The sequence below is a fragment of the Streptomyces sp. H39-C1 genome (assembly GCF_027158125.1).
GTDB lineage: Bacteria > Actinomycetota > Actinomycetes > Streptomycetales > Streptomycetaceae > Actinacidiphila > Actinacidiphila fildesensis.
The window spans coordinates 88801-112398 of sequence record NZ_JAPVLS010000022.1; the positions used below are offsets into that span (position 1 = coordinate 88801).

Annotated in this window: 19 protein-coding genes; 10 read left to right on the forward strand and 9 right to left on the reverse strand. The window is 71.7% G+C overall.

Annotated features, from left to right (window positions below; all coding sequences use genetic code 11):
- Positions 1–170 precede the first annotated feature (170 nt).
- Complete coding sequence (locus tag O3W51_RS17065) at positions 171–3083, forward strand: AfsR/SARP family transcriptional regulator (RefSeq protein WP_269286474.1); 2913 nt, start codon at positions 171–173, stop codon at positions 3081–3083.
- 26 nt (positions 3084–3109) lie between these two features.
- On the opposite strand, the gene O3W51_RS17070 is transcribed toward O3W51_RS17065, so the two are convergent.
- Positions 3110–3547: a nuclear transport factor 2 family protein gene (locus tag O3W51_RS17070; protein WP_138357007.1), complete on the reverse strand. Its 438-nt coding sequence runs from the start codon at positions 3545–3547 to the stop codon at positions 3110–3112.
- A gap of 109 nt (positions 3548–3656) precedes the next feature.
- Between O3W51_RS17070 and O3W51_RS17075 the strand changes: the two genes are divergently transcribed.
- From O3W51_RS17075 to O3W51_RS17115, 9 genes are all read left to right on the forward strand, one after another.
- Positions 3657–4226: a PadR family transcriptional regulator gene (locus O3W51_RS17075; protein WP_269286476.1), complete on the forward strand. Its 570-nt coding sequence runs from the start codon at positions 3657–3659 to the stop codon at positions 4224–4226.
- Positions 4213–5043 carry an SGNH/GDSL hydrolase family protein gene (locus O3W51_RS17080; RefSeq protein WP_269286478.1) on the forward strand — a complete coding sequence of 277 codons (831 nt, stop codon included), beginning with the start codon at positions 4213–4215 and terminating at the stop codon, positions 5041–5043. Before O3W51_RS17075 ends, O3W51_RS17080 begins: the two co-directional genes overlap by 14 nt.
- A gap of 194 nt (positions 5044–5237) precedes the next feature.
- Positions 5238–6821, forward strand: coding sequence for an APC family permease (locus O3W51_RS17085; RefSeq protein ID WP_269286480.1), 1584 nt, complete (start codon positions 5238–5240; stop codon positions 6819–6821).
- Positions 6822–7501: 680 nt separating this feature from the next.
- Positions 7502–8986, forward strand: coding sequence for a UbiD family decarboxylase (locus O3W51_RS17090; protein WP_138356992.1), 1485 nt, complete (start codon positions 7502–7504; stop codon positions 8984–8986).
- A 106-nt stretch (positions 8987–9092) separates the two neighbouring features.
- Positions 9093–10772 (forward strand): 2-succinyl-5-enolpyruvyl-6-hydroxy-3-cyclohexene-1-carboxylic-acid synthase, encoded by a 1680-nt coding sequence (menD, locus tag O3W51_RS17095; protein ID WP_138356991.1) that lies wholly within the window; start codon positions 9093–9095, stop codon positions 10770–10772.
- Positions 10773–10785: 13 nt separating this feature from the next.
- Positions 10786–12405 (forward strand): DHA2 family efflux MFS transporter permease subunit, encoded by a 1620-nt coding sequence (locus O3W51_RS17100; RefSeq protein ID WP_138356990.1) that lies wholly within the window; start codon positions 10786–10788, stop codon positions 12403–12405.
- Positions 12402–13469: a methyltransferase gene (locus O3W51_RS17105; RefSeq protein ID WP_138356989.1), complete on the forward strand. Its 1068-nt coding sequence runs from the start codon at positions 12402–12404 to the stop codon at positions 13467–13469. Before O3W51_RS17100 ends, O3W51_RS17105 begins: the two co-directional genes overlap by 4 nt.
- Before the next feature lie 201 nt (positions 13470–13670).
- Positions 13671–14789 carry an alpha-hydroxy acid oxidase gene (locus tag O3W51_RS17110; protein ID WP_269286484.1) on the forward strand — a complete coding sequence of 373 codons (1119 nt, stop codon included), beginning with the start codon at positions 13671–13673 and terminating at the stop codon, positions 14787–14789.
- Between the two features lie 50 nt (positions 14790–14839).
- Positions 14840–15853 (forward strand): helix-turn-helix domain-containing protein, encoded by a 1014-nt coding sequence (locus O3W51_RS17115; RefSeq protein ID WP_138356988.1) that lies wholly within the window; start codon positions 14840–14842, stop codon positions 15851–15853.
- A gap of 54 nt (positions 15854–15907) precedes the next feature.
- On the opposite strand, the gene O3W51_RS17120 is transcribed toward O3W51_RS17115, so the two are convergent.
- The 8 genes from O3W51_RS17120 to hppD all read right to left on the reverse strand — a co-directional run bounded on the left by O3W51_RS17120 (position 15908) and on the right by hppD (position 23559).
- Positions 15908–16732: a maleylpyruvate isomerase N-terminal domain-containing protein gene (locus O3W51_RS17120; protein WP_269286488.1), complete on the reverse strand. Its 825-nt coding sequence runs from the start codon at positions 16730–16732 to the stop codon at positions 15908–15910.
- Between the two features lie 5 nt (positions 16733–16737).
- Positions 16738–17517 (reverse strand): maleylpyruvate isomerase family mycothiol-dependent enzyme, encoded by a 780-nt coding sequence (locus tag O3W51_RS17125; RefSeq protein ID WP_138356987.1) that lies wholly within the window; start codon positions 17515–17517, stop codon positions 16738–16740.
- Between the two features lie 50 nt (positions 17518–17567).
- Positions 17568–18356 (reverse strand): DUF3050 domain-containing protein, encoded by a 789-nt coding sequence (locus O3W51_RS17130; protein WP_138356986.1) that lies wholly within the window; start codon positions 18354–18356, stop codon positions 17568–17570.
- 99 nt (positions 18357–18455) lie between these two features.
- On the reverse strand, positions 18456–19715 hold the full coding sequence (locus O3W51_RS17135; protein WP_269286492.1) for an acyltransferase domain-containing protein: 1260 nt from the start codon (positions 19713–19715) through the stop codon (positions 18456–18458).
- Between the two features lie 108 nt (positions 19716–19823).
- Positions 19824–20531, reverse strand: coding sequence for a 3-oxoacyl-ACP reductase FabG (gene fabG / locus O3W51_RS17140; RefSeq protein ID WP_138356984.1), 708 nt, complete (start codon positions 20529–20531; stop codon positions 19824–19826).
- Positions 20532–20613: 82 nt separating this feature from the next.
- Complete coding sequence (locus tag O3W51_RS17145) at positions 20614–21510, reverse strand: prephenate dehydrogenase (protein WP_138356983.1); 897 nt, start codon at positions 21508–21510, stop codon at positions 20614–20616.
- Positions 21511–21517: 7 nt separating this feature from the next.
- Entirely contained in the window at positions 21518–22441 is a 924-nt protein-coding gene (locus tag O3W51_RS17150) for a phytanoyl-CoA dioxygenase family protein (protein WP_138356982.1), read from the reverse strand.
- 47 nt (positions 22442–22488) lie between these two features.
- The gene (gene hppD, locus O3W51_RS17155; RefSeq protein ID WP_138356981.1) at positions 22489–23559 is read right to left on the reverse strand and encodes a 4-hydroxyphenylpyruvate dioxygenase; all 1071 of its coding nucleotides are present in this window, start codon (positions 23557–23559) and stop codon (positions 22489–22491) included.
- Positions 23560–23598 lie beyond the last annotated feature (39 nt).

The following is a 23598-nucleotide window of genomic DNA, read 5'->3' on the forward strand; positions in this document are numbered from 1 at the left end:
GCAGTTCGCTTTCCGTCCGGTTCTCGGCATAGGGAACGGCGCAGGCCAGTCCCGTGGGCCGGGTCCGGGACGAAGGCGCACCGGTATCCCACGCACTTGCCAAAGTCTTCCGCGAGGCGCTGCAATGCTGATGAAATCTTGCTGAATCGGGGGACGCGGAGGACTACGGGGTGGGCGCAGATTCAACGGGGTGGCTACAGATCGACCTGCTCGGGCCGGTCAGAGCCACCAGGGGCGACGCACCGCTCGAACTCGGTCCGGTACGGCGGCAGGAAGTGCTGGCCGCGCTGGTCCTGCGGCCGGGCACCCTCGTCACCCACCAGCAGCTGCTCGACGACGTCTGGGGGGCCGATCCTCCGGGAACGGGCCATCGGGTCCTGCCGAGTTACGTCTATCCGCTGCGGAAGCTGCTGGACACGCGGGATGCCGGTCCTGCCGAGTCGTTGATCCGCAGCGAGCGCGGCGGCTACCGCTTCGTGGCCGGCGGGGCACGGAGGGACGTCGACGAACTGGCCGAGCGGGCCGGCGGCGCCCGGCGCGCGCAGGCCGCCGGCGATCCCGCGGCCGCCCTCGACAACTTCGCCCTGGCTCTCGGGTTGTTCCGCGGCGAGCCGCTGACCGGTCTGCTGGGGCCGTTCGCGGACGCCGAACGGCAGCGGCTGGCGCAGCACCGGCGCACGCTCGAACGGGAGCGGCTGGAGTGTCTGGTGCTGCTCGGCCGGTACACGGACGCCCTGGACGGCCTCGTGGTGCCGGCCGCGGCCCGGCCGTACGACGAACCGCTCGCCGCGCTGCGGATGCGCGCGCTGTACGGCAGCGACCGGCAGGTCGAGGCGCTGGCCGTCTACGGGGAGACACGGGACCGGCTCCTCGACGAGCTGGGGGTGGAGCCCGGCGAGGAACTGCGTCGGGTGCACCAGGGCGTCCTGCGCCGGGACGACGGGCTGCTGCTCGGCCGGGTGGTGCGGCAGCGCGCGGCCGGGTCGGCGCCCGCGCGCCCCGCGCCGCAGCGGAACGAACTGCCCGGGGACACCGCCTGCCTGGTCGGCCGCGAGGCCGAACTCGCCCTGCTCACCGCGCCCGCGTCCGCCGGGGCCGTGTCCGTGGCGGCCGTGGACGGCACGGCGGGTGTCGGCAAGACCGCGCTGGTGGTCCGCGCCGCCTGGACGCTCCGCGACCAGTACCCGGACGGCTGCCTGTTCGTGGACCTGCACGCGTACGGCACCGGCCAGGAGAGCACAGGACCGCAGCGGACGCTGCACCGGCTGCTGCGCGCGGTCGGGAGCGCCGACGGTGAACTGCCGGACGAGCTGGACGAGCTGGTGACGGCCTGGCGTGCGGCGACGAGTTCGCTGCGGCTGCTGCTGGTCGTGGACGACGCTCCCAGCGCCGAGCTGGTGCGCCCGCTGCTGCCCGCCGGGCCGGGCAGCAGGGTGCTGGTGGTGGGCCGGCAGCGGCTGTCCGGGCTCGACGCCGACCTGCGGCTCACCGTGGAGCCGCTCGGCACGGGCGAGGGGGTCGCGCTGCTCCGGCACCTCCTCGGCGAGGCGCGCGCGGACCGGGAGCCGGAGGCCGCGCGGGAACTCGCCCGGCGCTGCGGCGGACTGCCGCTGGCGCTGCGGATCACCGGGGCCCGGCTGCAGAACCGCCGGTCCTGGACGCTGGCCCACCTGGTGGACCGGCTGTCGGACGACGAGCGCCGCCTCGGTGAACTGCGGGCCGAGGACCGCAGCGTGGAGGCGGCCTTCCGGATGTCCTACGACCAGCTCGCGCCCGGGCTGCAGCGCGGTTTCCGCGCTCTGGGACTGTCGCCGACGGCCGGGTTCGACGCGCTCACCCCGGCCGTCATGCTGGGCTGCTCCCGCGAGGACGCCGAGGACGTCCTGGAGCAACTGGTCGACGCGAGTCTGCTGCAGCAGCCGCGGCCGGGCCGCTACCGGCTGCACGACCTGGTGCGGGACCACACGCTGCGGCTCGCCGCCGCGGAGCCCGAGGAGTCCGCGGCCGCCCGCTCCGCCGTGCTGCACCTCTACACGGCCGCCGGCCGGATCGCCAGCGACTGGGGCCCCGAGGGCTTCCCGACGGGACCGGACGTCACCGGCTCGCCGTTCGCCGACTGGCAGGCCGCCGCTGCCTGGTTGGACGCCGCGGCCTGCCAACTGGTCGATGTGGTGGCCTGCGCGGTGACCGCCGGGGAGGCCGACCACGCCTGCTGGATCGCCGAGGGCCTGGTCGACCATCTGGTCCGCCAGGGCCGCTACCACGAGTGCCGGTCGGCCCTGGAACTCGCGCTGACCTGCGCGGACACGGCCGATGACCGGCGGATGCCCTCCTCCCTGCGGAGCTGTATGGGCATCGTCGACATCTACCAGGGGCGGTTCCGGCAGGCGCACGCCTGGTTCACCGACGCACTGCGCATCGCCCGCCGCCTGGGCGATCTGCGGGAACAGGCGCGGGCGCTGGCCGGGATGGGCGCCTCGGAGCGGTCGCTGGACCGCACCGGGGAGGCGGTCGCCCACCTGAGTGAGGTGGTGGAGCTGGCGGCCCGGCTCGACGACGACTGGCTGGGCGGGATGTCGACCTGCAACCTCGGCGCCATCCACCACCATCAGGGGCACTACGAGGACGCGCTCGCGTACTTCGCCACCTCCCTCGCGTTCGCCGAGAAGATCGACCGGCCCAGGATGATCAGCAAGACCCTGTGTCACGCCGCCGAGGTCCATCTCGACCTCGGACGGCACGCGGAGGCCAGAGGCCTGCTCCGGCGGGCGGCAGAACTGGCCCGGGAGGTCGGGGACCTGCCGCTGCGCGCGGTGAGCCTGTCGCGGCTCGGCGCCGCGGAGCACGGCGAGGGCGATCTGCCCTCGGCCGTCGCCCTCCACCACGAAGCCCTCTCCACCCTCAACGAGCACACCAGCACGGCGCTGGAGATGGAGGTCCGCAGCCGCCTCGGGAGCACCTACGCGGCAGCGGGCCGCCGCACCGAGGCGGAGCAGCAGTTCCGGACCGCCCTCGCCATGGCCGGGGCCATGGACCACCCCCGGGAACACGGCATGGCCCTGGCCGGCCTGCGGGACTGCTGAACGGCGGGGCGTCAGGGGGCCGGGCGTCAGGAGGTCGGGGCGGCGCCCCCGGGGACCAGGCCGTCGGCGACCAGGCCGGCGAGGACCGCCTGGCCCAGGGCCTGTACGGCGGACTGGGGACGGACCATCACCGTGAACTCCTTGACCCGGCCGGCCTCGTCGAACTGGAGCATGTCGATGCCGTGGATCTCCTTGCCGTCCACGGTGGCCCGGAAGACGAGGATCTCCGACGGGGCCTCTGCGCCGTCGGTACTGGTCTCGGCCGTGCCGTCGAACCGTCCGACGTAGCGGAAGTCCTCGAAGGTGCGCAGCAGCACGCCGAAGAGCCCCAACACCATGGCCTTGCCCTCGAAGGGCGTGAACTTCACCGGGCTGTAGAAGCGGATGTCGTCGGTGAACAGGTCGTCCAGTGCGGCGAGATCGCGCTTCTCCACGGCGGTACGGAAGCGTTCGGCAGTCTCCATGACCCCTCCAGATACGCAGGTGCCCCGAGCTCGGATACTCAAGGATATGACTAATCATGTTCTTGGGTAGGATGCGGTGCCGGACGGAGAAAGGGAAGGGGCCGCTTCGATGGCTTTGCGACATGCCGTGCTGGCGGCGCTGCTGGACGGCGAGTACAGCGGATACCAGCTGGCGAAGGCGTTCGACATCGGCGTCGGGAACTTCTGGCACGCCCTGCCCCAGCAGCTCTACGCCGAGCTGACGAAGCTGGAGAAGGAAGGACTGGTCGCGGGCCGGCAGGTGGTCCAGGAGTCCCGGCCCAACAAGCGCATGTTCCACGTCACCGACGCCGGCCTCGCCGAACTGGAGGCCTTCGCCGCGGCCCCGTCCAAGCCCTCGGTGATCCGCGACGACCTCCTCGTCAAGGTCCAGGCCGTCGACCGCGTCGGCACCGCGCCCGTGCTCGAACAGCTCCAGGAGCGCGCCGCCGCGGCCGAGGCCAAGATCGAGCTCCTCGGCAAACTGCTGCACCAGCTGCGCGGCGACGCCGACGAGGAGGAGTTCCTGCGCCACGGCGAGCGGATCGGGCCCTATCTGACCTGCCTGCGCGGCCTGGCCTTCGAGCAGGACCACCGGGACTGGTGCCTGCGGATCGCAGCCGTGCTGCGGGATAGGGAGTCGACCCATGCCGAACGGTGAATACCTGCGCTACGTCGCGCTGGGTGACAGTCAGACCGAAGGGCTCGGCGACGGGGACGACACCGTCGGCCTGCGGGGCTTCGCCGACCGGTTCGCGGAGCACCTCAGGGCCGTCAACCCCGGCCTTCAGTACGCGAATCTGGCCGTACGAGGACGCGTCGCCGGCCAGGTCCGCGCCGAACAGCTGGAGCCCGCCCTGGCTCTGCGCCCCGACCTGGCCACCGTGGTCGCCGGGGTCAACGACCTGCTCAGGCCCCGGTTCGACGCCGCGGAGGTGGCCGGGCAGCTGGAGGAGATGTTCGCCGCGCTCACCGCCGCCGGAGCCCACGTGGTCACCCTCACCTTCCCCGACATCGGGAAGATCGCACCGCTCGCCCGGCCCCTCGCGTCCCGCGTCCTCGACCTCAACGACCGGATCCGCACCGCGGCCGCCCGGCACGGCGTCTCGGTCGCCGAAACCGCCGCGCCTCCCGTCACCACCGACCCGCGCATGTGGACCGTGGACCGGCTCCACGCCAGCCCCCTCGGCCACGAGCGGATCGCAGCGGCCATCGCCGACGCCGTCCGGCTGCCGGGCAGCAGCGACGCGTGGACCCACCCGCTGCCGCCCCAGGCGGCCCCCACCCGGCGGCAGACCGCGGCGGCCGAACTGCGCTGGGCGACCGCGTTCCTCGGCCCCTGGCTCGGACGCCGGCTGCGCGGCCGGTCCTCCGGCGACGGCCGCACGGCGAAACGCCCCCGGCTGCTGCCGCTGAGCGCCCCGCACGACGCCCCGGCGGACACCGGCCGACGCGAAGCGCCCTCGGACCCGGCCTAGGCCGGGTCTGGCAAATCCCTCCCCCAGCTACGGCTGGGAGGTGCCCCCAGCCCGGGGCGCCTGGCACGCACGCTCTTCGGGCGGACGCCGGTATTTGTCAGACCCGGCCTAGCGCCTTTGGGTTGCGGACCTGCGGGGAAGCGGTCCATTGTGGAAATGCGTGGGGTGTGCTTCTTTGACCGGAGGCGGCCGTTATGGGTGTACCTGTTGTCCCTCCCGCGGCCCGGCCTCCGTCGGGACCTGGATCGACGGAGAAGGGGCTCAAGGACGGCGCGCTGGGGCTGTTCTCCAGCATGGTGATCGGCCTGGCCTCGACGGCGCCCGCCTATAGTCTCGCGGCGACCCTCGGGGTCATCGTCGCGGTCGTCGGGTTCCAGTCACCGATCGTGATCATCCTGGCCTTCATCCCGATGTTCCTGATCGCCTACGCGTACAAGCAGCTCAACGAGGCGGACCCGGACTGCGGCACCACCTTCACCTGGGCCTCCAGGGCCTTCGGCCCGCGGACCGGCTGGATGGGCGGCTGGGGCATCATCGCCGCCGACATCATCGTCATGGCGAATCTGGCCCAGATCGCCGGGGCCTACGGCTTCCAGCTCATCGGCGCCGACGGGCTGGCCCAGAACACCACGTGGGTCACCGTGGTCGGCGTGCTGTGGATCGCCGTGATGACGCTGATCTGCTACATCGGCATCGAGCTCTCGGCCAACCTGCAGAAGGTGCTGCTCACCATCGAGATCGTGGTGCTCTTCCTGCTGGCCATCACCGCGCTGGTCAAGGTGTACGGGGGAACGGCGCCGAGCGTGGCGACGGAGATCTCGTGGTCGTGGTTCAACCCCGCCAAGATCGACTCGCTGGACGCCCTCACCAAGGGCATCCTCGCCGGAATCTTCATCTACTGGGGCTGGGACACGGCCGTGTCGGTCAACGAGGAGACCAAGGACCGCGGCCGCACCCCGGGCCGGGCCGCGGTCATGTCCACCGTCATCCTGCTGCTCGTCTACGTCGTGGTCACCGTGTCCGCGCAGGCCTTCGCCGGGGTCGGGGACAAGGGCATCGGGCTCGCCAACCCCGACAACTCCGGGGACGTGCTGTCCAGCCTCGGGAACGAGGTCTTCGGTACCGGGGGCTGGGGCGGCTTCGCCACCAAACTCCTGATCTTCATGGTGCTCACCTCGGCCGCGGCCTCCACCCAGACCACCATCCTGCCGACGGCGCGCACCACGCTCTCGATGGCCGCGTTCAAGGCGATCCCGGACCGGTTCGCCCGGATGCACCCCCGGTTCCTCACCCCGACCTGGTCGACGGTGGGCATGGGACTGGCCTCCATCGCCTTCTACGTGATGCTGACCCGCGTCAGTGAGAACGTGCTGGCCGACTCCATCGGTTCGGTGGGCCTGATGATCGCCTTCTACTACGGGCTCACCGGGTTCGCCTGTGTCTGGTACTACCGCAAGGTGCTGACCCGGAGCCCGCGCGATCTGTGGGGCAAGGGGATCATGCCGGGGATCGGCGGCGTCCTGTTGCTGTACTTCTTCATCAACGCCTGCGTGGTGTACTCCGCCTCGGACTACGGCAGCACCTCGTGGACCCTGCCGTTCCCGCCGCACTGGACGTTCGGCGGAGTCTTCGTCACCGGTATCGGCGCGCTGGTGCTCGGCGGCATTCTGATGCTCGTCTACCGGGTGATCCGCCCCGCGTTCTTCCGCAAGGAGACCATCGCCGTCTCCGCCCATCAACCCGGCGACGGTCCCCTCCCGGAGCGGGAACCGCGGTAGGGATTCCGCCGATCGGCGCCGGCCCGGCAGGACAGCGGTCCGGCTGTCCAGGAGCCGTGGCCGGGCCTTGTGGGGCACGGTTCACCCAGTGGTTCGCCTGCCGCCACGCACCGTACGAACGGAATTGGCGAGAACTCGCCCAACCGTTCTCGGGGGTCTTCGCGCGGCTTTCCGGCACTTTACCTGCGTAAAATTGGCCGCCCTTGAACCGGCTCCGGGCGCAGGCTAGTGTTGCCCTCAAGTGCCACTTGAACACAGCTCGCCTCAAAGACATGACTCGCGCGAAGTACCTGAGCAGTAGGCGTCAGGAAAACGCTAATGCGTTCTCCCGCCCGCCACACCGCCGACCCGCCGAAGCTGTTCACGGGAGGAGCAAGCCTGAGAGATGAGCGGAATTCAATATTCCGAATTGACGTCCTCCAGTGCCGCCGGCCACCCCTCCCGACCTTCACAGACTCTGCACAGGCCCTGCACGGCCCCTCGGGCGCGGGCGGCCCTCCCGGAGAGGGACTCCCCGGGGACGCGGGGCTCATATTCGGCCGCCCGGGCGATGACGACAGCACCGGCCGGCCCTCCTTTCCCCTTGCCTTCATCAGTGGTATCCGCACGCATTGACACGCCATCCCATACCGGCTCTCCTGCCGGTTCATCAACCGGTTTACACGAGGTGCCAGCTCCGAATGAAGAAGCACTTGACCAGTCTTCGGGCATATCTTGAGGAACTGCGGGAAATAGGCGACTTACGCGAAATCGACGACGAGGTGAGTACCGAACTCGAGGCCGGCGCGGTGATCCGTTACGCCGTGGAGAACCAACTGCCCGCCCCCCTGTTCAACCGGCTCGCCGGACACCCGCCGGGCTATCGGATCCTCGGAGCACCGGGAGCACTGAGCTCGCTGCCCGAGGCACGCTGGGCACGGGTCGCGCTGTCGCTGGGGCTGGAGCCCGGGACCCATCCGCTGGCCATCGTGGACCAGCTCACGGCCGCGCTCGACGCCGAACCCATCCCGCCGGTGGAGATCACCGACGCACCCTGCCAGCAGAACGTGCTGCTCGGCGACGAGGCCACGCTGGACGCGTTCCCGGTGCCGCTGGTGCACGCGGGCGACGCCGGGCGCTACCTCAACACCTGGGGCGTCATCATCGTGCGCAGCCCGGACGGCTCGTGGACCAACTGGGCCATCACGCGGGTGATGGCGGCCGACAGCCGGACGCTGGTCGTCATGATCAACCCGCCGCAGGACATCGGGAAGATCTACGCGATGTGGAAGGAGCGCGGCGAACCCATGCCCGCCGCGCTGGTCCAGGGCAGCGAACCGGCGATCCCGTTCGCGGGCGGGATGGCGCTGCCCTCCGGCCGTGACGAGTCCGGGTACCTCGGCGGCTACTTCGGCGAACCGCTGGAGGTGACGCGCTGCCGCACCGTCGATCTGCAGGTGCCGGCCTCCGCGGAGATCGTCGTCGAGGGCCATGTCTCGCTCGACGAGACCCTGCCGGAGGGGCCGATGGGCGAGTTCTTCGGCTACATATCCGGGCAGCCCCGACAGCGGCCGGTCTTCCATATCTCCGCGATCACCCACCGGGACGACCCGATCCTGCCGGTGGTCTCGGCGGGCAAGCCGGTCGAGGAGGTCCACACCGTGGTGGGCCCCACGCACGCCGCCGAGGTGCTGCGCAATCTGCGCGGTGCCGGGCTGCCGGTGACCGCCGCGTGGCTGATCCCGGAAGGCTCGTGCACGCTCGCCGCGATCACCGTGCCGCGCGGCTGGCGGCAGTGGGGCGGCGGCATCCACACCACGACCCGCATGCTGACCCGGGCCATCGCGAATGTGGTGCTCCGGCCCAAGGTGGGTTTCTGGATCACCCGGATCCTGGTGCTCGACGACGACCTCGACCCCACCGATCTGCGCGATCTGGCCTGGGGGTTCGCCACCCGCTGCCATCCGGTGCAGGGGCAGGTCCTCATCGAGGACCAGCTGTTCACCCCGCTGCACATCATCTACTCCGCCGCCGAGATGCAGAGCCTGAGCGGCCCGAAGATGGCGTACGACTGCCTGCTCTCCCCGGACGCGGACAAGCGGCCCGTGAGCACCGCCTTCGAGCAGAACTTCCCCGAGCACATCAAGCGGCGGGCGCGCGCCCTGTGGGACCGGCCGGGCAGCTGACCGGTCCCGCGACGGCCGGCCGCCGCACCGGAAACCGGCCCGCCCGACCGGCCGCTGCCACGAACAGCCCCTCGCCGTATCGATCCGATCTGGAGACCGGGACACCATGAACCTTTCCGACCAGCTCACCGCCACCGTGGCCGACGAACTGGCGCAGTGCGGGGTCACGGAGGCGGTGATCTCCCCCGGACTGCACTCGGGGCTGCTCGCCTCCGCCCTGTACCGGCACCCGGGCCTGCGGCTGCACGTACGGATCGACGAACGCTCCGCCGGATTCCTCGCGCTCGGGCTCGCCCGGGCCAGTGGCCGCCCGGTCGCGGTCGCCTGCACCTCCGGCACCGCGGCGGCCAACCTGCACCCGGCGGTCCTCGAGGCGCGGCACGCCCGGGTGCCGCTCGTCGTGATCACCACCGACCGCAAACCGGTCTGGCGCGGCACGGGCGCCAACCAGACGACCGACCAGGTGCGGATGTTCGGCACCTCGACCGGGTTCTTCGCCGAGCTGGAGTCCGTCCCCGGCGACGAGGCGACCACCGGGTACTGGCGTTCGGTGCTCTCCCGTACCGTCGCGGCCGCGGCCGGAGGGCCCGTCCAGCTCAATCTGATGCTGCCCGACCCGCTGGAGAACACCGCCGACGCCGAGGCCGGTCGGGCGGGCGTCGCGAACCAGGAACCGCGCCCGAGGATACGCGTGGTGCGCAGCCTGCCCGAACCGCAGGCGCTGGAGGTCCCGGCGCGCGGGGTGGTCGTGGTCGGCGACGCCGCGGTGGACCCGGCCGGCGCCGTGGCCTTCGCCGAGCAGGCCGGCTGGCCGCTGCTGGCCGAACCGCAGAGCGGTGCCCGCCAGGGCGGCAACGCGATCACGACGTACGGCTATCTGCTGTCGCACCCCGGGTTCCGCGCCGTGGCGCACCCCGAGGCGGTGGTCGCCGTCGGCCGGGCCGGGGTGAACCTGGCACTGCTCAACTACCTCGGCTCCGTCAAGGAGTTGATCGTCGTGGATCCGGCGGAGGACTGGGCCGATCCGGCGCGCACCGCGACCAAGGTGATCTCCCGGCTCGGGAAGCCCGTGCAGGAGAAGACGGATCCGGACTGGCTGCGGCTGTGGCGGGACGCGGACAAGGCGGCCCTGGAGGCGCTCGACAGCACGCTCGACGCGGGCGGGGTCACCGAGCCCCGGATCGCCCGTGACCTGGCGGCCGCGCTGCCACCCGGATCGCTGCTGTTCGCCGCGTCCAGCATGCCGGTACGCGATGTCGAGCGGACCCTGCGGCCGCGCGGCGATCTGCGCGTCCTGGCCAACCGGGGGCTGAGCGGGATCGACGGGGCGGTGTCCAGCGCGATCGGCGCCGCACTGGCCCATGAGGCCGAGACGTCGGGGCGCGCGTACGCCCTGCTGGGTGACCTGTCCCTGCTGCACGACCAGAACGGGCTGATCACCGGGGCGGCTCCGGCCCGGCCGGACCTGGTGATCGTCGTGGTCAACAACAACGGCGGCGGGATCTTCTCGATGACCCCGCAGAGCGAACCCATCGACGGCTTCGAGACGTTCTTCGGCACGCCGCACAACGTGCGGCTCGACGCCGTCGCCCGCGCCGCCGACTGGCCGTACACCAGAGCCGGTTCGATGACGGAGCTGCTGGACGCGGTCCGGGCGCCAGGCCCCCGGCTCGTCGAGGTCGTCACCGACCGGCGGGGCAACGCCGAGTTCCACCGCTTCCTGGCGGGCGCCGTCGGCCAGGCGATCAGCGAGTCGCTGACCGGTCCCGCACCCGAGGCGGAGTGAAGGCGGGGCTGCCATGAGGAACCTGCGCGGCAACCCGTGGGCCACGCTGATCGTCATCTCGCTCGGCTACTTCATGACGCTGCTCGACCTGACGATCGTCAACATCGCCATCCCGGACGTGGTCGATGACCTGGGTGCCTCGCTCGATCAGATCCTGTGGGTCATCAACGGCTACACCCTGGTGCTCGCGGCGCTGCTGATCACCGCGGGACGCATCGGCGACCTGTGGGGCCCGCGCAGCACCTTCGCGGCCGGCGTCGTCCTGTTCACGCTCGCCTCGATGGCTTGCGGGTTCGCCACCGATCCGGGTCAGCTGATCGCGTTCCGGGCGGTGCAGGGGCTGGGGGCGGCGATCCTGATGCCGCAGACCCTGACCATCCTCACCCACAGCTTCCCGCCCGAGCGGCGCGGTACCGCCTTCGGGATCTGGGGCGCGGTGGCGGGCATCGCCGCGATCGCCGGGCCGACGGTGGGCGGTCTGCTCGTCACCGCGTTCGGCTGGCGGTGGATCTTCTTCATCAATCTGCCGATCGCGATCGTCGTGCTGGCCGGAACGTTCGCGGTCGTCACCGAGGTCCGCGAGAGCAGATCGCGCCGGCTCGACCCGCTCGGCGTGCTGCTGATCACGCTGGCGCTGCTGGCGCTCTGCTACGGGCTGGTCGAGGGGCAGCGCTACGACTGGGGAACGGTGGTCTCGTTCATCAGCATTCCGCTGGTGCTCGGCGTCGGAGTGGTACTCCTCGCCGTCTTCCTCGGGTTGCAAGCCCGCTCGCAGGAACGGGATCCGCTGATCCCGTTCGCCCTGTTCCGGGACCGCGACTACGCGCTGATGAACGTCGTCGGCGGTGCGGTCAACATCGGCATGCTCGGCTTCCTGCTGCTCTTCAACCTCTATCTGCAGTCGGTGGCCGGGATGAGCGCGCTGCGGGCGGGGCTCACCCTGGCGCCCGCCGCGATGGTGTCGATGGTCCTGGCGCCGTTGGCGGGGCGGCTGACCGACCGGATCGACGGCCGCTACATCCTGGTCTCCGGGCTGCTGCTGTTCGCGGCCGGGATGGGGTGGATGGCCGCGATCGCCCAACCGGACTCCCGCTGGTACCACTTCCTGCCCCCGCTGCTCGTCGCCGGAGCCGGCATGGGCGGGACGTTCGCGCCGATGCCGACCATCGCGATGCGCGGGGTACGGCCCGAACTCAGCGGGGCGGCCTCCGGGGTCTTCAACTCCAACCGGCAGTTCGGCGCGGTCATCGGCACCGCGGCGGTCGGTGCGCTGCTGCAGAACCGGCTCGTCGCGTCGATCGGCGACCAGGCGAACAGCCGCTCCCTGGCGCTGCCGGAGCAGTACCGCGCCTCCTTCATGTCGGGGCTGCGCTCCACCGCCGAACGCGGCCTCGAAGTCGGGGCGGGCAGCGCACCCGGGCCGCCGGCCGGGGTGCCCGCCGAGTTGGCCGGTCAACTCAGGGAGGCCGGGCGACAGGCCCTGGCCCACGGATTCATCGACGCGATGCACGCGACGATCGCCCTGCCCGTGGCCGTGACCGCGCTCGCCGCCCTCACCTGTCTGGCCGTCAAGAGGCCGGCCGTAAGGCCCGCCGTCGAAAAGGAAGACCGAAAGAAAGCGATGACGCAATGAGTGGCAATGACCGGACGCACGGCCCGGTGGACGAGGAATCGACGTCGGATCAGGAAAGGGCGGCCGCGAGCCGCACACTGCTCGGTGCGCTCACCGGATCCTGGGTGGCACAGGCCTGTTATACGGCCGCGGTGCTCGGAATTTCCGACGTCCTGGCCGAAGGCCCCAAAGCGGCGGCGGAGATAGCCGCGGAATGCGATGCGCATCCGGACGGGGTGCACCGCATTCTGCGGGCGCTCGCCTCGGTCGGGATCTTCGAACAGGACGAGCAGGACAGGTTCTCGCTCACTCCGGTCTCCGCCCTGCTCCGCTCGGATGTGCCCAACTCGATGCGGAACAGCGCGATCATGCTCGGCGAGGAGGTGTTCCGCTCGTTCGGCGCGCTCGTGCACGCCGTACGCACCGGAACGCCCGCCTTCGACGAGGTGCACGGCATGCCGATGTACACGTATCTGCAGGAGCACAAGGAGGTCGCCCGCACCTTCAACGCGGCGCTGGGCAGCCGCGGCGCGGTGCCCGCCGCGTTCGCGCAGTGCTCACTCGACGGTGTCCGCACGGTCGTGGACATCGGCGGCGGCAACGGGAACCTGCTGGCCGAGGTGCTCACGGACCGCCCGGAACTGCACGGAGTGCTTCTCGAACTGCCCGAGGCGGTGAGCCAGGCCCGGCAGCGGCTGGAAGCAGCGGGCCTCACCGACCGGACGACGCTGGTGGAGGGCAGCTTCTTCGAGGAGGTCCCCACCGGCGGCGACCTCTATCTGCTCTCCCGCTGTCTGCACAACTGGACCGACGAGAAGGCCCTGGCCATTCTGCGCACCACCCGCGCGGCCCTGCCGGCAGGCGGCCGCCTGGTGATCCTGGAGAAGATCATCCCCTCAGGACCCGGCCCCAGCCAGGCCAAGGTGTACGACCTGCTGATGCTGGCGATGGTCGAGGGCCGCAACAGGACGGGACCGGAGTACCGCGCGCTCGCCGAGAAAGCGGGCTTCGAGGTCACCGCCGTCCATCCGGCCCCGGCCACCGACCCCAACGGGGAAGGCGCCATCGAGGTCATTGCCGTCTGACGCGTGAGGAGTACTGCCCGTGATGTCCTGAGAAACCCACCGGAACTCACCGCAATTCATCGATCGCCGAACCGCCGCCCGCACCGCGGCGGCTTCCGCGTTTTCCTCCCGGCGCAGAAAGCCAGGACTTCCGGACGGTGACACCGTGAGTTGGAAAAGATATTACCCGCATCCGAACCAAGTACTGAGAGACTGCAACTCGTGACCCAAGAACGCGCGTTATTGCACGTCAGGGATTTCGAAGAAGAGGCTCGCCGGCGCCTTTCCCCGCCGGTGTGGGACTATCTGGCCGGAGGCAGCGGCGATGAATCCGCCGTCCATGCCAACCAGGCCGTACTCGACCGGCTGGGACTGCATCCTCGGGTCCTCACCGGTACCGCCGGGCCCGACCTCGGCACCACTTTGCTGGGACGCCCGCTGCGGGTGCCGCTCGGAGTGGCGCCGATGGCGCACCACCGGCTGTTCCACCCCGAGGGCGAGGTGGCCACCGCCCAGGGGGCGGGTTCCGCCGGCGCCCTGTTCATCGCCAGCATCTTCGCCAACCGGACACTGCAGGAGATGGCCGGCGCGGCGTCCGGACCGCTGTGGCTGCAGCTGTACTGGCTGCGCCGCCGCGACCAGTTGGAGAAGCTCGTCGCGAGCGCCGAGGAGGCCGGATTCGGCGCGCTGGTGCTCACGGTGGACGCCCCGGTGGTCGCCCGCAGACCGCGGGACCTGCGCAACGCGTTCTCGGTCCCCGCGGACGTACGTGCGGTCAACCTGGACTCCTCGGTCATGACCACCACCCATCGCGCCGTCGCCGGTACGTCGGCGCTCGCGGCACACTCCGCCGAGCAGTTCGACACCTCGGTGGGCTGGGCCGACCTGGCCTGGCTGCGCGGGCGCACCAAACTGCCGCTGCTCCTCAAGGGCGTACTGACCGCCCAGGACGCCCGGCTCGCGGTCGAGCACGGCATGGACGGCGTCGTCGTCTCCAACCACGGCGGCCGCCAACTGCCCGGCGCCGTCACGGCGGTGGCGGCGCTGCCCGAGATCGCCGCCGAAGTGCGCGGACGGTGCGCGGTGCTCGTGGACGGCGCCTTCCGCCACGGCTCCGACGTCCTCAAAGCGCTGGCGCTGGGCGCCGACACCGTCCTGATCGGACGGCCCGCGCTGTGGGGTCTCACCTGCGGCGGGTCCACCGGGGTGGCGGCGGTACTCGGCCTGCTGCGCGACGAGCTGGCCGAGGCGATGCTGCTCTGCGGTCTGCCGGAACTCAACCCGGTCGACCGGACGCTGCTCCATCCGCACGACCGGCCGCCCGGCGGACGCCCCGCCTAGGAACAGCGCCATCCGCCAGCGGACCAGTACTTTCACAACGGGGGAACACCGTGCACATCAGCAGTGACTCGACCGAACTTCTCGTCCAGCGCCGGGAGGCCATGGGCCTCACTCAGGAGGACCTGGCCCGGCGTACCGGGCTGAGCGTCCGCATGATCAGTGACCTGGAACGCGGGAGGACCCGCAAACCCCATCCCCGCTCCCTGCAACTCCTCACCACCGCACTGGAGTTAGATCCGAGCGACATGGCGCGGCTCGCCTCCGGGCGAGCCCCCGACGGGGACCCCGCGGCGGTGCCCGGGCCGCCCGGCAAGCCCGTCGCCCAGGTGGTGGTCCCGCAGCAGATACCCATGGCGGCCCGCCACTTCGCCGGCCGGGACCGCGAGCTGCGCTCGCTCACCGCGCTGCTCGAACACCAGGGCCGGCACGCCGGTCTCGCCGTGATCGACGGCCCGCTGGGGGTGGGCAAGACCGCCCTCGCCGTGCGCTGGGCCCATCAGCACGCCGACCGCTTTCCGGACGGCCAGCTCTATGTGAACCTGCGCGGCAGCACGCCCGCCCGGCTGGGGCCGGACGAGGCGATCGCGGACTTCCTCGACTCGCTCGGCGTGCAGCCGGACCAGGTGCCCGCCGGGCTGCCCGCGCGGTCGGCGCTGCTGCGGAGCCTGCTGGCCGGCAAGCGGATGCTGCTGGTGCTGGACGACGCGCAGTCCGCGGAACAGGTGTCGCCGCTGCTGCCGGGCGCCGCGGGGTGTCTGACGCTGGTGACCAGCCGCCGCAAGCTCGTCAGCCTGGTGGCTCATCACGGGGCGCACCCGGTCAGCCTCGATGTGCTCTCCTTCCAGGACGCCCGGGCCTCGCTGGAGGTGCTGCTCGGCCACAGCAGGGTGGTGGCCGAGGAGGAGGCGACGGCCGAGTTGATCAAAATCTGCCGCCGCTCCCCCCTCGCGCTGAGTACGGCCGGCGCGCACGCCGCCCTGCACCCGTCCATGCGGATCACCACCCTGGTCGCGCAACTGCCCGTCCAGCCAGGCCCGCACCTTCCCGGCGTGGAGCTCTTCTGACCCCCGCCCTCCGACCTCGAGCCACCGGTCCCGCCGTCGCGCCCGGCCGTACGGTCAGACGGGGGTGAGCAGCGACCCGAACGCCGAGGCGAGCCAGGGCTTCCGTCCCCCGGCGACGATCCGGCCGCGCAGCACCTGACCCCACTGTCCGACCCGGCCGTAGCCCATCAGCACGAAGGCCGCCGGGTCGGCGGTGATCCGGCAGTCCGCGCGGGCGCCCGCCGGGGTCACCTCGGCCGTCCCGTCGTCCACCGCGAACCGGTATCCCGGGCCGCCGCGGAAGCGCAGCTCGTACGCGATGTGCATCCCGGCGGCCCGCTTCCGGTCGACGTACTCCGGGGCCATGGCGAGCACGCCCTCGACGATCAGCAGCGCGTCCCGGCGGTCCACCGGCCAGGGCGTCCGCCGGGCGCGGGCGATGTCCAGGCCGTGGACGACCTGTTCGCCGAGCAGGGTCGCCGCCATCACCGGCACGGTCATGTGCAGGCCGTTGGTGGTGAGGACGGGTTCGTCCGGGCGGCGGCGGCCGGCCGCCGCACCGACGTCGGCGGCCGCCGACTCCAGCAGGTCCGCGAGCACCTTCGGGTCCCGCTCGGGGAACCCGGCGAGCAGATGGGTATTGGCGGCGGCGTTCAGCTCGCCCGGGGTCACTCCCGGCCCGGTGGGCAGGACGTCCAGCACGGTGCGGGCGTCCAGTTCGCCGCCGGCGAAGCCCGCGTAGTGCTGGAGCTCCACGACGAGATGGGCGGCGGTCTCACCGATGGTCCACGCCAGGCCCGGCACGGGCGCGCCGGGCTCCGGCACGGTCCGCAGCAGCGCGGCCGTGCGGGCCGCGGCCCGCCGCAGGTCTTCCGGGGTCGTGGTGAAGTCGGGGAACATCCGCGTCACCACACCCGCAGCCGGCGCAGCAGCGCCGCCTGCTCCGGATCGCCGTACGCGGTGACGTCCAGTTCCTCCCAGCTGCCGCGCTGGGTGATCCAGCGGACGAACGAGGTGGTGTCGCCGGCGACCCGCAGCGTCCGGCCGCCGGCCCCCAGCTTGATGGTGCGGCCGCCGGGCCCGTCGAGCACCAGGTCGGCCGAGCCCGAGAGCCCGGCGAGCAGCTCCCGGTTCTGCTGCGGCAGGGCCGCCTCGATCCAGTCGATCGCGGCCGTGAGCCGCAGCTCGTCGGAGGGTGGCGGCGTCCCGGTCAGCGGGCCGCGCGGAGCGAACAGGTCGGCGCGGATGTGGGTGTAGTGGTCGAAGGCGAAGGCGTTGGGCAGCAGCGCCGCCGGATGCGTCCCGAGGTCACCGAGGTCCAGCTGCCGGTCGACGGCCGCGAGGCGCTCCAGCGCCCCGATGGCCTGGGTGCTGACCGACGCGTAGTCCCGTACGACCTGGGCGGCCGACCAGGAGCGCCGGAACTCCACATGGACGTCCTGCGCCCGCTCGGTCGCGAGGCCCGCGGTGTCGGGCAGCGTCCCCGGAGCGACCACCGAGGTGAACAGTGCGCCCATGTGCGCCACGACATCCTGTACGGACCAGCCGGGGCAGCCGCTCTCCGTCTTCCAGTCCGCCTCGCACAGGCCCGCGCAGAGATCGAGAAGTGCGCTGCGGTCCGCCCATAATGCCTCTGTCGCTTGCGTCGGCACGTCGTCCTCCTGGTGGGATTCAGCGGGAGTCATGTGAAGTTCCGTCGCTGCTGGCTGAAGTGACGTGACCTCAATGATGGCTGTCAGGCACGGACTTCCGCGAGGATGCCGTCCCACAGCCGGACCCGGGCGTCGAGTGCCCCGTTGATGGCCTCCTCGCACTCCGCCCACTTGTCCTGGTCGTCGCCGCACAGATCGGCGAGCATCTGCATGGCCATCGGGGTGTGTTCCTCGCCGTCCACCTCGATGTGCCGTTCCAGATAGTCGACAAAGGAACCGAGCCGGTTGCCCTGGTCGCGGTTGACGGCGACCACCTTGTCGAACATGTCCGGAATCAGATCCTCGCGGCCGAAGGCGAAGGCCGCCGCCTGGCAGTGCACCGGGGAGTTCTCGATGAACTCCCAGGTCTTCGTGGCGAATTCGATGGACGAGGCGGGCGCGCCCGCCTCCTTCAGGGACGGCAGCACCGGCTTGCCCTCGCGCAGCAGCGCCACCAGGGAGTCGATCGGCCCGGTGTCGGCGCCCGCCTCGGCCATGCCCTGCAGATAGAGCTCGAAGTGGCTGATGAAGCCCTCGCCGATCTCGTCGCTCTCCTCGACCAGCACGATGTCGTTGATGAGCCGCCGGCTCGCGGCCGGGCCGCTCGGGATCCACGGCACGGAGACGCAGGTCAGGTTCCGCTGCAGCGACTTCAGCAGGGACATGAAGTCCCAGACGGCGAAGACGTGGTGCTCCATGAACGTGACCACCGCGCCCAGGCTGTCCAGGCTGTGGTAGACGGGGTGGCCGACCACCCGGCTGCGGGCGCCTTCCACGGCCTGCTCAAGGCGGGCGATGCCGGGGTTGTCGATTTCCCAGTCGTAGCGTGACATCTGTTCCTCCAGAGTGGGACAACTCGTGAGACCGCCGTGACTCTTGGGTTCCCGGAGCATGTGGGCGCCGGGGATCCGGGCTCTTCCGGATCCACGGATTCAGCTGAACAGCGCGCCGGGCCAGGCGACGTCCGCACCGTGCGTGTACGCCTCGGCCGCCGAGCGCAGGAACCGGTCGGGGCCGCCCTCACCGCGCCGCACCGACTCGATCACCCGGCCGTCCGGCACGTCGCGGAGCGTGCGCTGCACTCCCCGCACCAGCACGGGGTGCGGGCTGCTCTCCACGAACCGCAGATGGCCGTCGTCCGCCGCGGCGCGCACCGCGGACTCGAAGCGCACCGTGCGGCGCAGGTTCCGGAACCAGTAGTCGGCATCCAGTTCGGTGCCGTCGATACGGCCCGCGGCCACCGACGAGTAGTAGGGGATCCGGCCGGGGCCGGGGGCCACGCCGGCGATGCCGGCGAGCAGCTCGTCGCGGATCTCGTCGATCTGCGGCGAGTGGGAGGGGTAGTCGACCTTCACCATCCGGGCCCGGACGCCTTCCTCCGCGCACCGCTGGACCAGTTCCTCCAGGGCGGGCACATCGCCGGAGACGACCAGGTTGCCGGGGCCGTTCTCGGCGGCGAGCGCCAGCCGCGCCGAGTGCTCCGCCACGTACCGCTCGACCCACTCGTACGGCATCGGCACCGAGAGCATCCCGCCGCGCCCGGTCAGCTTCCGCAGGACGCGCCCGCGCATCACCACGATGCGTACGGCGTCCTGGAGGCTGAGGATCCCGGCGACGTGCGCGGCGGCGATCTCGCCCTGCGAGTGACCGATCACGGCCGTCGGGACGACACCGTACGACTCCCACTGCGCGGCCAGCGACACCATCATCGCGAACAGCGCGGGCTGCACCACGTCGACCCGTTCAAAACCCGGCGCGCCCTCCGCGCCCGCCATGGCGTCGAGGAGGTTCCAGTCGTTCCACCGGCCCAGTTCGGCGGCCACGGCGTCGAGCCGGTCGTGGAAGACCTCCGACTTCGCGTACAGCTCCGTCGCCATGCCCGGCCACTGGGAGCCCTGGCCGGGGAAGACGAAGGCCGTTCCGGCGTCGGTAACGGCCTGTCCGGTGACGAGGTGGTCGGCGGGCCGGCCGGCGGCCAGCGCGGACAGGCCGTCGAGCAGCCCGGCCTGGTCCTCCGCGAGCACCACGGCGCGGTGCGGCCCGGCGGGGCTGCCGGCCAGACCGCGCGCCGCCTGGGCCGGGGACACCCCCGGGTCGGCGGTGAGCTTCGCGACGAGCTCGCGGGCCAGTGCGCCGAGCGCGTCGGGCGACTGGGCGCCGAGCGGACAGGGAACGGTGCGGGTGGCGTGCAAGGGGTCCTCCCCCGGTCGTCTGCGGTTTCCAAGAGCTGACGTGACGTGATCCGGTCCGACGTGACCTGTTGCGGCCTGACGTGATCCGGTCCGACGTGACCTGCGGTGTCAGTGGCCCATGCCGAGTCCGCCGTCCACCGGCAGCAGGGCCCCCGTGATGTAGCCGGCGGCATCCGACGCGAGGAACGTGACGGCCGCCGCGACCTCCTCCGGCCGCCCGTAGCGGCCCGCCGGGATCTGGGCGAGCGCCTCCCGGCGGACCTTCTCCGGCAGGTCCGCGTTGATGTCGGTGGGGATGAAACCGGGCAGTACCACGTTGGCGGTGATCGCCCGGGAGCCCAGCTCGCGCGCGACGGCCCGTGCCAGCCCGCCCAGACCGGCCTTGCTCGCCGCGTAGTTGGCCTGCCCGGGAGCCCCGCGCACGGCGGCCACCGAGGAGATGAGCACGATCCGTCCCCAGCCGCCGCGCACCATGCCGCGCGCGGCCCGCCGGGCGACCCGGTAGGCGCCGGTGAGGTTGGTGTCCACGACCCGGGTGAACTGCTCCTCGCGCATCCGCAGCAGCAGGACGTCGTCGATGATCCCGGCGTTGGAGACCAGTACCTCGACCGGCCCGTGGGCGCGCTCGGCCGCGTCGAAGGCCGCGTCGATCTGCCCGGAGTCGGTCACATCGCACCGCACGGCCAACAGCTTTCCGTCCGGCGGCGGGGATTCGCGACAGGTCACCGCGACCCGGTCGCCCTGCGCCAGGAAGGCGTTGGCGACCGCCAGACCGATACCGCGATTGCCCCCGGTGACCAGGACCGACCGGCTCATCTGCTGTCTCCTCTCCGCTCGTCGTTCATGGCTGGGCGTAGGACGGGACCGGGCTCGGGACGGGACCGCGCGCAGGACGCGGCTAGGCGTAGGAAGGGACCGCGACCGGTGGCGGCGCGGGGGCCGCGGCCGGCTGGGCCGTCATGATGCGGGCGCGGCCTTCCCCGCCGCGGTCCAGCAGCCCGGCCAGCGCCCTCGGCGGGGATCCGGGCGGAGCGCCCGCGACCTCCCGCAACTGGACCAGGGCGGCGGTGAGTTCGGTGATCAGCGGCTCCAGTGCCGCCGCGACCGCACTCGCGTTGCTGCCGAGGATGTCGCTCCACAGTCCGGTCTCGCCCGCGGCGATCCTGGTCGCGTCCCGGATCCCCGCCCCGCACAGTTCGACCACTTCCTGCGGAGCCGCGCCCACCGCCGAGGCCAGTGCGCTCGCTACCACGTGCGGCGCGTGCGAGGTCGTCGCGACCGCCCGGTCGTGCTCGGCGCGGCCCATCACCACCAGCCGCGCCCCGCACGCCTCGACCAGCGCGAGGGCCGCGGACAGTGCGGCTGTCCCGGTGTGCCGGTCCGGGGTGAGCACCCAGGGCCGGCCCGTGAAGAGCCCGGCGCGCGCCGCGTACGGTCCCGGCCGCTCGCTCCCCGCCATGGGGTGGCCGCCGACGAAGGCGTCCAGCGCACAGCCCGCCGCCGTGGCGGCCCGGTGCACGGACTCCTTGGCGCTGGCCACGTCCGTGTAGCAGCGGGCCAGGCCGCGGGACTGCCACTCGCGCAGCACCGGAGCGACCGCGCCCGGCGGCACCGCGATCACCGCCAGGTCGGCGGGTTCCGGTGGTGCGCCCTCGTACCCCCGGCAGCGTTCCGCGGCCACCGTCTGGGTCACCGGGTCACGGTCGATGACATGCACCCGCACCCCGCACCCGTGCAGATCCATACCGATCGAGGTGCCGATCAGCCCGCCGCCCACCACCGCCACCGTTCGCATCGGCGGCTCAGCGTCCCGTGCCGGAACGCCAGACGACCGGGCAGAACGCGGGGTCGGAGTAGTCGGGTTCGCCCGCGGGCGTACGGCGGACGAGGACGTCGTGGTTGTACTCGACCGGTGAGCCGTCGGACAGCTGGAACGGCCGGTGCTGGTTGGCGCCGTCCTGCAGATGCAGCGAGATCGCCCGGCGCGGCCGGTCGCTGAGGTTGGGTCCGCTGCCGTGGTACGTCCGGCAGTGGTGGAAGCTCACATGGCCCTTGGGGATCTCCATCGGGACCTTGGTGACCTGGGTGCTGTTGTACGTGGCGTTCTCGGCCAGCATCCGGTCCAGTTCCGAGCGGTCGCGTTCGGCGAAGTGTCGGGTGGCACTGTCGACGACGGCGGCCTCGCGCCAGCGGTGGCTCCCGTCGATCATCGTGATGGTGCCCATCCCGGTTCCGCAGTCGTGGAACGGGATGAAGGCGGTGAGCATGCGCTCCGAAGTGCAGGTGGCCCAGTAGTGCTTGTCGAAGTGCCAGGGCACCAGGTTGGTGCGCTCGTCGGGCCGCGGCGGCTTGTAGATCATCGTGGCCTGGAAGACCCGGATCTCGTCGGCCTCGGCGAGCCGGGCCGCGACCGCCCCGAGCAGCGGCTTGCGCAGGATCGCCGCGATCCGGTCGTCCTCGTAGTGGATGTAGTCGTTGTGCCGCTGGACCGGCCCGTCCTCGGGGGTCCAGTACGCCAGCCTGGCCGGCCGGACCGGCAGCGTGCGGTCCCGGTGGCCCGCGTAGTACCGGTCGCTCGCCGAGGTCAGTACGTCGATCTCGTCGTCGGTGAACAGCTTGCGCGACAGATACCAGCCGCGCTCGGCGTACTGCCGTACTTCGTCGTCCGTCGGCAGCAGTGCCGCTTCCTTGTCGGTGAGCTTGAATTCCGTCTGTCCCGCGTCCATGAACTGCCTTCCCCGCTGTCCTGTTCTCCCGCTCGGATCCGCGGCGCTCAGACTGCCGCGGCGCTCGAACCGTCACGTTCCACGGCCTCGTAGAGCGCCCTGATGTTGCCGCTGCCGAAGCTGCGCGCCCCGCGCCGCTCGATGACCTCCATGAAGTAGGTGCGCCGCACGTGCATGGACTGGGTGAAGATCTGCAGGATCTCGCCCCAGTGGTCCCGGTCGATCAGGACGTTGGTGCGGCGCAGTTCCGCCGCGTCGACCGTGGTGGCCCCGACCCGTCCCGCGACGCCGTCGTAGTAGCCGTCCGGGGTGGCCAGGAAGCGGGCTCCGCGCTGCTGCAGCCGGTCCACGGCGGTGAAGATGTCCGGCGCCAGGAAGGCCAGGTGCTGCACTCCGGCGCCGCCGTGCCGGCCGATGAAGTCGTCGATCTGGCCGGGCCTGCGGGTGGTGTCGGGCTCCAGGATCGTGAAGGTGACGCCGCCCGAAGGGGACTGCACCACCTTGGAGTTCATCGCCTGCTCGCCCACCTCGATGTGCTCCTCGAAGACCTGGGCGAAGCCGAAGGCCTTCTCGTAGTGGGCGACCGTCCGGTCCAGCTCCCCGGCCGGCACGCACACCGCGACGTGGTCGATCAGCTCGAACAGCGACTCCCCGTCCTCCGGGTCCGGGGCCAGGGTCTGCATCCGGCCCGGCAGGAACGCGTCCGGGTCGCCGTGCCGTTCCACGAAGCGGTGGACGACATCGCCGAACCCTGCGACCTCGGCGACCACCACCCGGGCTCCGGCGTCCGCGTACACGGCCGGCTCCCGCACGGGGGCCGCGCCCTGCTCGACGGCGGCGTGGAACTCGGCCCTGGCGTCATCGGTGCCGAAGGCGATCACCGCCGCACCGTCGCCGTGCCGGCTGACGTATCCGGCCGCCTCGGCGGTCGCGGTGAGCGCCGAGGTGAGCACGAGGCGGACCCCGCCCTGGCGCAGCAGCAGCGAGCGGTGCCCGGTGAGGCCGGTCTCCGGGCCGCCCTCGGCGCACAGCCGGAAGCCGAAGGCACCGCAGAGATAGAAGGACGACTGCTGGGCGTCGCCCACGAAGAACTCGACGTGGTCAATACCTGCGATCATGGGTGTGGATCTCCCTTGGACGGGACGTTCCGGCAGGGC

What these genes read in the sequence shown, in the direction of transcription:
- O3W51_RS17080 (WP_269286478.1), top strand. Translation starts at nt 4,213, where the DNA reads ATGCCGAACGGTGAATACCTGCGCTACGTCGCGCTGGGTGACAGTCAG.
- O3W51_RS17125 (WP_138356987.1), bottom strand. Translation starts at nt 17,517, where the DNA reads ATGACTCCCGCTGAATCCCACCAGGAGGACGACGTGCCGACGCAAGCG.
- fabG (WP_138356984.1), bottom strand. Translation starts at nt 20,531, where the DNA reads ATGAGCCGGTCGGTCCTGGTCACCGGGGGCAATCGCGGTATCGGTCTG.
- O3W51_RS17120 (WP_269286488.1), bottom strand. Translation starts at nt 16,732, where the DNA reads ATGTTCCCCGACTTCACCACGACCCCGGAAGACCTGCGGCGGGCCGCG.
- O3W51_RS17145 (WP_138356983.1), bottom strand. Translation starts at nt 21,510, where the DNA reads ATGCGAACGGTGGCGGTGGTGGGCGGCGGGCTGATCGGCACCTCGATC.
- O3W51_RS17150 (WP_138356982.1), bottom strand. Translation starts at nt 22,441, where the DNA reads ATGGACGCGGGACAGACGGAATTCAAGCTCACCGACAAGGAAGCGGCA.
- O3W51_RS17130 (WP_138356986.1), bottom strand. Translation starts at nt 18,356, where the DNA reads ATGTCACGCTACGACTGGGAAATCGACAACCCCGGCATCGCCCGCCTT.
- O3W51_RS17100 (WP_138356990.1), top strand. Translation starts at nt 10,786, where the DNA reads ATGAGGAACCTGCGCGGCAACCCGTGGGCCACGCTGATCGTCATCTCG.
- O3W51_RS17105 (WP_138356989.1), top strand. Translation starts at nt 12,402, where the DNA reads ATGAGTGGCAATGACCGGACGCACGGCCCGGTGGACGAGGAATCGACG.
- menD (WP_138356991.1), top strand. Translation starts at nt 9,093, where the DNA reads ATGAACCTTTCCGACCAGCTCACCGCCACCGTGGCCGACGAACTGGCG.
- O3W51_RS17075 (WP_269286476.1), top strand. Translation starts at nt 3,657, where the DNA reads ATGGCTTTGCGACATGCCGTGCTGGCGGCGCTGCTGGACGGCGAGTAC.
- O3W51_RS17090 (WP_138356992.1), top strand. Translation starts at nt 7,502, where the DNA reads ATGAAGAAGCACTTGACCAGTCTTCGGGCATATCTTGAGGAACTGCGG.
- O3W51_RS17085 (WP_269286480.1), top strand. Translation starts at nt 5,238, where the DNA reads ATGGGTGTACCTGTTGTCCCTCCCGCGGCCCGGCCTCCGTCGGGACCT.
- O3W51_RS17070 (WP_138357007.1), bottom strand. Translation starts at nt 3,547, where the DNA reads ATGGAGACTGCCGAACGCTTCCGTACCGCCGTGGAGAAGCGCGATCTC.
- hppD (WP_138356981.1), bottom strand. Translation starts at nt 23,559, where the DNA reads ATGATCGCAGGTATTGACCACGTCGAGTTCTTCGTGGGCGACGCCCAG.